The sequence below is a fragment of the Thermodesulfobacteriota bacterium genome (assembly GCA_040756475.1).
GTDB lineage: Bacteria > Desulfobacterota > Deferrisomatia > Deferrisomatales > JACRMM01 > JBFLZB01.
Map to the genome: position 1 here is coordinate 1 of JBFLZB010000225.1, position 7,087 is coordinate 7,087.

11 protein-coding genes are annotated in these 7,087 nt (G+C 70.6%); 2 read left to right on the plus strand and 9 right to left on the minus strand.

The annotated features are described in order from the left end of the window. Positions 1–141: 141 nt before the first annotated feature. The 7 genes from AB1578_20890 to gpW all read right to left on the minus strand — a co-directional run bounded on the left by AB1578_20890 (position 142) and on the right by gpW (position 5,170). Complete coding sequence (locus tag AB1578_20890) at positions 142–456, minus strand: hypothetical protein (protein ID MEW6490353.1); 315 nt, start codon at positions 454–456, stop codon at positions 142–144. Further along, positions 456–1,472 carry a hypothetical protein gene (locus tag AB1578_20895; GenBank protein MEW6490354.1) on the minus strand — a complete coding sequence of 339 codons (1,017 nt, stop codon included), beginning with the start codon at positions 1,470–1,472 and terminating at the stop codon, positions 456–458. Before AB1578_20895 ends, AB1578_20890 begins: the two co-directional genes overlap by 1 nt. An 87-nt stretch (positions 1,473–1,559) precedes the next feature. Next, the gene (locus tag AB1578_20900) at positions 1,560–1,958 is read right to left on the minus strand and encodes a hypothetical protein (GenBank protein ID MEW6490355.1); all 399 of its coding nucleotides are present in this window, start codon (positions 1,956–1,958) and stop codon (positions 1,560–1,562) included. Between the two features lie 51 nt (positions 1,959–2,009). Then, positions 2,010–2,186 (minus strand): hypothetical protein, encoded by a 177-nt coding sequence (locus tag AB1578_20905; protein ID MEW6490356.1) that lies wholly within the window; start codon positions 2,184–2,186, stop codon positions 2,010–2,012. Next, positions 2,123–3,385 carry a S49 family peptidase gene (locus AB1578_20910; GenBank protein ID MEW6490357.1) on the minus strand — a complete coding sequence of 421 codons (1,263 nt, stop codon included), beginning with the start codon at positions 3,383–3,385 and terminating at the stop codon, positions 2,123–2,125. The genes AB1578_20905 and AB1578_20910 overlap by 64 nt, the downstream gene beginning before the upstream one ends. Further along, positions 3,372–4,958 (minus strand): phage portal protein, encoded by a 1,587-nt coding sequence (locus AB1578_20915; protein ID MEW6490358.1) that lies wholly within the window; start codon positions 4,956–4,958, stop codon positions 3,372–3,374. The genes AB1578_20910 and AB1578_20915 overlap by 14 nt, the downstream gene beginning before the upstream one ends. Continuing rightward, the gene (gpW, locus tag AB1578_20920; protein MEW6490359.1) at positions 4,955–5,170 is read right to left on the minus strand and encodes a gpW family head-tail joining protein; all 216 of its coding nucleotides are present in this window, start codon (positions 5,168–5,170) and stop codon (positions 4,955–4,957) included. The genes AB1578_20915 and gpW overlap by 4 nt, the downstream gene beginning before the upstream one ends. Before the next feature lie 303 nt (positions 5,171–5,473). Between gpW and AB1578_20925 the strand changes: the two genes are divergently transcribed. Both AB1578_20925 and AB1578_20930 read left to right on the plus strand, forming a co-directional pair. Continuing rightward, the gene (locus AB1578_20925) at positions 5,474–5,680 is read left to right on the plus strand and encodes a hypothetical protein (GenBank protein MEW6490360.1); all 207 of its coding nucleotides are present in this window, start codon (positions 5,474–5,476) and stop codon (positions 5,678–5,680) included. Next, the gene (locus tag AB1578_20930; protein ID MEW6490361.1) at positions 5,677–6,138 is read left to right on the plus strand and encodes a DUF2335 domain-containing protein; all 462 of its coding nucleotides are present in this window, start codon (positions 5,677–5,679) and stop codon (positions 6,136–6,138) included. The genes AB1578_20925 and AB1578_20930 overlap by 4 nt, the downstream gene beginning before the upstream one ends. A gap of 11 nt (positions 6,139–6,149) precedes the next feature. On the opposite strand, the gene AB1578_20935 is transcribed toward AB1578_20930, so the two are convergent. Further along, positions 6,150–6,395: a hypothetical protein gene (locus AB1578_20935; protein ID MEW6490362.1), complete on the minus strand. Its 246-nt coding sequence runs from the start codon at positions 6,393–6,395 to the stop codon at positions 6,150–6,152. Between the two features lie 25 nt (positions 6,396–6,420). Beyond that, positions 6,421–7,087 (minus strand): terminase gpA endonuclease subunit (locus AB1578_20940; protein ID MEW6490363.1); only part of this gene is annotated, 667 nt, incomplete at its 5' end.

A 7,087-nucleotide genomic window follows, 5' to 3' on the forward strand; every position in this document is an offset into this window, starting at 1 on the left:
GCACCGCCGCGCGGCGGGCGGCAAGGACGAGCTGCCCGGGCAAGAGCTCGAAGCGACGGGCGACCTCGGAGGTGTCGATCTGCACATAGAAGTCGCTCGGCGGGATGCTCGCCGGCGTCGAGGGCCCGGTGTGGGAAAGCCTCACCGCTCCACCACCCGCACTTCGGCCAGCCGCCCGGGCACCCGGACGATCTCGGTCACCGCGTAGCTCCCGCCCGAGGGCGGCGTGAGCAAATCCCCCTCGGCCAGGGCCTCGGCGTCGGAGGGCAGGCAGTGGAACACGTGCGCCCCCAGGTGTCCCCGGGCCTGGCCCAGGGCCTCGTCTTCGGCGGCGGCGTCGAAGAGCGCCACGAGCTCGAAGGCCTCCGAGCCGTCCAGCGGCGCCACCGCCACCGGCTGGCCGAAGCGCCGCACCTCCACCTCGGCCAGCCGGGTCTCTGCCTCGTGAAAGCCCATTACGTCTTGATGCCGCTGATCAGCTTGCCGCAGGCCTGGTAGATCTTGGACTTCTCGGCGTTCGCGTCGTCCACCGTGGCCAGCAGGCGCTCGTCCACGTCCCAGCGCACCCGCACGATGTCGCTGCGCGCCGGCTCGTCCGGGTAGTCCTCCACCGCCACCAGCCCGTCGCCGCCGGCGCCGTCGCCGGTCCACAGAAAGGTGCGGCCCACGCAGGGCTCCGAGAGGTCGGCCGAGGCGCTGGTCTTGCCCACCCAGGCGTGGGTGTCGGGCCAGATCTCGGCGAGCGTCGCGTTGAGGCCCGGGTTGGCGCTGTTGTACATGGCGCCGCCCACCAGGATCTTCGGCAGGTCGAAGTAGACCCGCAGATGGTCGATGGTGACCTGCCCGCTCTTGGCCGCTTCGGGGAAGAGCTGGTAGACCACGGTCTGGATGGCCGCGTTCTCCGAGAGGTTCATGAAGGTGTTCCAGGAGATGGCGAGGGTGTCGGCGATGACCCCCTTGCCCTTCAGGAACTTCTTGGCGGCGTTCACGTTCTTGCGGGGGTCGGAGTTGGCCGCGTCCCAGGCCGTGCCGGCGGCCAGGGGCGTGGGGAAGTTCGTGGTGTTGATGATCTTGTCGGCGATGCGCTTCTCCGCCGCCCGGAGCACGTCGAAGAGCTTGCGCTGGGCGATGACGCGCTCGTAGAGGAGCACGCCGTTGGTGTCGCTGCCGTAGGTCTTGAGCGTGCGGCGGTCCTTGCGCGCCTCGAGCCCGCGGTCGCGGGTGAGAAACATCCCCCGCTCGGTCTCGGCCTCGTCGCGGTTGTAGTGGCCGCCGCCCTTGCGCCGGTCGTCGCGCAGGTTGTGCAGCGCCTCCACCGGGACCACCTCGAACGTCCCCTCGCTCACCGGGGTGCGAAACACGGGCAAGAGCTGTAGCCCGATGAAGCCCATCGCGGGCGCGGCGGCCATGGTCTCCGAGAGCGCGACCCCGATGTCGGGACGGGGCCGGGCGGTGTCGATGGTCGGTCTCATGATCTGTGCTCCTTTTGCGCTGTGGGGCGGCGTCTCGGCCCGCCCTGCTCGTCTGGTCCTGCGACGGGGCGCGCCCCGCCGTGGGTGTTATCCGGACACCACCTTCACCGTGCCGGCGTCGGGGGTGACCAGCACCTCGGCGATGGCGCCGTCGCCGCTCGCCGCGTACCCCACGTTCTTGCCCACCTTGATGTAGCTGCCGGGGGCGGCGGGCAGGGCCTGCACCTTGCCGTCGGCCGCGGCGTAGACGTCGGCGTCGCGGTCGATGGCGCCGGCCGCGCACATGGGCACCGTGCCGGGCAGGTTGAGCCAGTGCACCGCCACGTCGTCGCCGGCGGCCTGGGCGCCCTCCCAGGCCACCCCGTCGCCCAGGGCGTCGGCGTCGGCGTACTCCACCGCGCCGGCCACGGTCTTCACGCGCCGCTTCTCGCCGAGGGCCTCGCCGGCGGGGTAGGTCTTGGGCCCTTCGTTCCAGCTGCCAGCCATGATGTTCTCCTCTTCTGCTTGCGTTGCCGGTCGGAACCGCGTAGGGGTCTCTCAGCTCTGCGGGCAGCCCGCGTCGAGCCACTCCTGGTACAGCTTCGGCTCGGCGGCGATCACCGCATCCATGGCCTCGCGCCGGCTCGTCTTGCGCTCGGCCTCATGGGCCTTCACCTTCGCCAGGAAGTCGGCCGCCGCCTGGGAGCTCCCCTTGGCCTTCTCCTGCCCGGCCACCTTCGCGCCCTGGCCCAACGACGCCCCAGGTCCTCCAGGCCCTTTGCCTTGGCGGCCTTCTCGGCCGCGTGGGCCGCCTCGAAGAAGGCGGCGAGATCCGTGCCCTTCTCCATGGCCTCGGCGGTCACCGTGCGGTCGGCGTCGGCCCGGAAGATCTTCAGGCATCGCTCCCGCTCGGCCGCCGTGGCGGCCGCGGCGGCCTGCTCCGCCGCCTGGGTGCTCTGGGCCTGGGCCGCGGCGCGCCCTTCGGCAAACACCGCCTCGTACAGCTCGGGGTTCTTCTCTTTGAGCTCTGCCGTGCTTCGCATCGCCGTGCCTCCCATGGCAAAGAGTGTGCGCTTGCGCGCGAGGTCGAAGGCGTCCTGTAACGTGCCCACCCGGTCGGCCAGGCCCTCTGCCACAGCCTGGGCGCCCAGGTAGACCCGGGCCTCGGTATTGCGCGCCGCCTCGGCCGAGAGCGGCCGGCTGGCGGCCACGTCGTCGACGAAGAGGCGGTAGTAGCCGTCCACGATCCCCTGGAGATACGTGCGCGCCTCCTCCGAGAGGGCCTCGGTCTCGTTGCCGGCCACCTTGTAGGCGCCGGCGTGAAGAAACGTGGTCTTCACCCCGATCTTCTCGTAGGCCCCCGAGTAGTCGTAGTGGGCCAGCACCACGCCGATCGACCCCACCAGCGCGCTCTCGGCCGCCACCACCTCGTCCACGGCCGAGCCCAGATAGTAGGCCGCCGAGGCCATGAGCCCGTCGGCGTAGCCGATCATCCGCTTTCGCCCCCGCTGCTCCCGCAGCCACCGGGCGAGCTCGGTCACCCCATCGGCCGTGCCCCCGGGGCTGTCGATGGGCAAGAGCAGCGCGTCCACCGCCGGGTCGCCCAGGGCCTCGGCGAGGTCCCGTTGCAGGAGGTCGTAGGAGGTGCCGCCCGAGAAGCGGGTGAAGAGATTCGCCCGCTTCATCAGCGTGCCCCGCACCGGGATCAGGGCCACGCCGTTGCGCACCTCGTAGGCGGGGCCGTCGTCCTCGTCGCCGGCCATGCCGGTGCGGGCCTGCGCCTCGAGCTCGGCGCGGTACTCCGGAGGGAGCGCGGTCTGGCCCTCCAGGAGCTGCACGATCCGGGCATTGACCTCCTCGAGCTTGCCCGGGTAGATGGCCCACGCCCGGTCCTGTACCAGGTCGAGCAGGTTGACCGGCTTATTCTTCGCCATCGTCGTCCTCCAGGCGGCCGGCAGCCTTCTTCAGGGCCTCCACCAGGTCCGGATCGGGCAGCTTCAGGCGCTTGCGCTCGCGGCGGACGAAGGCCTCCTCCGTCAGGCTCTGGGTTACCGCGGTGCGCCAGTCCTCGCCCATCTCGGCGTAGATCTTCGAGAGCGTGGTGGTGCGGTTGCCGAGCCGCGTCTCGTCGGCCTTGGCGATCTTGAACTTGTCGATGTGCCGCACCGGCGGCCGCAGCCACGCCGTGCGGGTGTAGGCGTAGAGCTCGCGGCGGAAGTCCTCGACCGAGCGGGCCGGCAGGTGGCCCCGGAGCACCCCTTCGAGCTGGGTCCACATCCACCAGGGCTGACAGAACGTGTCGGCGAGCGTGAGGCGGTCCTGGTCGCTCCACTTGGCCTCGTTCTCCATCGAAGCCTGGGAGGCCGAGTACGAGCTCGTGTACTCGCGGATCAGGTTCTCGCGGCCCCGGCCCGTCGAGATCCCTAGGCCCGTGTGGATGTCTTTGACCATGATCTCGTAGTTGGGCCCGGGGGCGTCGGTCTTGATCTCGGTGGGCTTCTGGTGGGGCTGGCCCTGGATGATCATCCCCCGTTCGAGCTCTTGGACCCGGTCGGCCCACGAGAGCACCTGGTTCGACGGCTCGCCGCCGTCGAGGCCGGGGAAGCCCGGCCCCTCCTCGGCCACGAAGAGGGCAAACGTGTTCGAGATGAGCGCCTTGATCGAGGCGGCCTCCCGGAGGTCCTCGCCGTCGCGGATGTCCTTGAGGATCGCCGTGAGGATGCCGTCCTCCCGGTACTCGGCGATGTTGCGCACCCGAGTGACGATCAGCACCTTCGGCAGCCCCGTGGCCTCGTCCCACACGTCCAGGGGCTGCATGTCGCCCGAGGAGAAGGTTTGCAGGTAGGAGCTGCCCGCCGCCGGCGCCACCCAGATGCGCCGCGGCGCCCCGAGCTCGTCTACCTCCACCCCATCGAAGACCCGCTCGTCTTCCCCCAGGTCCGAGGGGGTGCGCACGCGGCTCGGGCAGATGGGCAGCAGCCGCGTGGAGACCGGCGAGCCCGGGACCGGACGCGAGACCACCTGGAAGAACGACGCCCCTTCGAGCCGCCAGAGGAAGGCCGCCAGGGCCTGCAGGCCGTAGATCGTCGCCCGCCGCTGGGCGTCGGCCCATCGGCGGCAGTCGAGCCCCACGATCTCGAACCAGGCGTACACGTCGCGGGTCCACTGCTCCTGCCAGGCCGCGTCGAAGCCCAGCCAGTCGGCCATGGGCTGGGGCTGGGGCGTGAGGCCCGTGCCCACCACATCGGTGACCAGGCCCTCGAGGATGCCGTGGGCGAGAGAGGAGTTGACGTAGAGGTCCATGGCCCGGTCGGCGCCCTTGCGCCGCTCGTACTCGGCGAGCCGGGCCGACACGTAGTGGAGCGTCCAGGTGACGAGCGTGCCCACCGACGAGGCGGCCTTGCGCCGCACGTGGCGGCCGTAGCTCGCCGAGGGAGCCCGGGGCACCGATGCCCGCGGCGCCGGCCGGCCGTCGGGGCCGAAGAGCGTCACGGGGGCCCCGCTCATCGCCGCACCACCCCGTGCCGGGCCCGGTCCAGGATCCCCGGCCGGCGCGCCGCGCCCACCTCTGCCTGGAGCTGGTCGCGGAAGGCCCGCAGGTCGGCCAGGTTAGCCTCGGTGAACCGCCGGCCGCCCACGGTCACCACCTCCTGGCCGTCGGACAGTATCCGCAGGATGGCCGCGTTTGCCGCGTCGAGGAGCTCTTGCGCCGTCGCCATGGCGCACAGGGAAACAGGAAGGGGAAGAGGAAAAAAGGGGGTCCGTACTAATCTAGTACGGTTTTCGTACTAAATTAGTATCACAAGCGTACTAATCTAGTACGAACTTTCGGCCAGCAACCCCGCGTGGGAAGCGGAAAACGAGCTTGTGAACGGTGCATTCGCTGCGCGGCGCGTTTCGCGCAGTGTGCCGGGGGTGGGATCGAGGGGTTTCTTGACGAGGTCGATACGTACCGGTAGGCTCTCGCTCGAACGGCGGACAACCTCGAGTTGCCCGCTCCTCTTGTCCTACGGGGTCAAATCATGACCGATTTTCTCTTCTCCATGCCCTCTTTCCTGGAAGGAGCGGCCCGCACGCTCGATCTCGGCGCCACCTTCGACCAGTTCAACGCCCATCCGTCGCCGGCCGTCTCCGACGGCCGCGCGCTGGCCGAGGACTGGAAGGCCGTAGGGCGCGACCTCGAAGCGGCCCTGGCCGAGTTCGAGGCCCAGACCCGCGACGCGCCGTGAAGAAATCCAGGCCGGTCAAGCCGGCGTCGGCTCCGGGCGCGCCCCACATCCTTTCCGGTGCTCCCGCGGGAACCCCGCCGCAGCACCTGGCCTCTGCCAAGCTCACCGCCACCCTGTTCAACGGGCCGCTCCCACCCCCCGACGCCTTCGAGCACTACGAACGAACCCTGCCCGGCGCGGCCAATCGCATCCTCGCCATGGCAGAGAGGCAGGAGGCACACCGCCACGCCATCGAAGGCGACGCCGTGCGCGCCAAGATCCGCCAGGCCTACGTCGGGCAGGCGGCCGGTTTCCTCCTCGCCGTCACCGCCATCGGCGGCGGCATGGCCCTGATGTATGCCGGCCAGAGCGGCTGGGGCTTTGCCACCGTGGTCACCGCCGTCAGCGGCCTGGTGGGCACCTTCGTGTACGGTCATCGGGCGCAGCAAAAGGAGCTCGAGCGAAAGCGCCAGGCCTGAGCGCGACCCGCCTACCCTCTGCCCTGTTTCGCCGTTCGGCGGCCTCCCTCTCGTAGCCCGTCGGTCTCCAGGCTCTTGAACGCCGTGCCGCAGTTCTGGCACTGGTGGAACCGCACCCGAAACCCCTCTTCCCACGGCCTGGTCGTGTACACCTGCGGGCGCCCGAAGCCGCACTTGGGGCACAGGGCCCCCTTCTGGCGGTCGTAGTTCACGCCGGCGAGCTCGCGGGTGGTCGTGACGGGGATCGTGACGGTCATCGGGGGCCTCCTTCGGAGCAGGGGGTCAGCGGGCAAAGGGGTTGACGCGGCGGCCCGCCATCGGGCTGGCGGGCTTGGCGGCGGCAGCGGGCGGTGGTGCGCCGGAGGGGCCCCCCCGCTCCCGCGCCAACTGCTCCCACAGCCGGTACGGGGGCCGCCCCAGCATCTCGTGGGCGATCACCTGGAGCACGGCCACGTCGAACAGGTGATTGGGGCGCCGGCCCCTCAGCTCCCAGGGGCCCGAGAGCTCGTCGCGGGCCTCGGCCCGGAAGTGCGAGAGGTAGTCGGGGCCCGTGCCGGCGTGCAGGTGCCAGGCGCCGGGGCGGCCCGGGTCTACCAGGAGGCGGCGGGAGAGCGCGTCCTTCCACACGTCGGGGGAGTAGCTCACAAGTTTGAGGCCCCCGAGAATCTTCTTTCGCGTGCCCGGGTAGGTGTCGAGCTCGGTGTAGGTGAGCGGGTTCACGCGCTTGCTCTCGGTCTCCACGCCCTTGGAGGGCAAAAGCTTCTTCGCCACCCGGGCGAGCTCGTACACCTCGTCGGTGCGGTACCCCGAGTCCACCAGACCAAACCGCACCCGGTGCTCGCGCCCCTCGCTGTCGGCGAAGGTCTGGTCGGCCACGGCCAAGAGCGAGCGCAGATCGTCGGAGAGGAGCACCTCGGCCCCCGGCACGAGCTCGGGGGGCAACACGCCC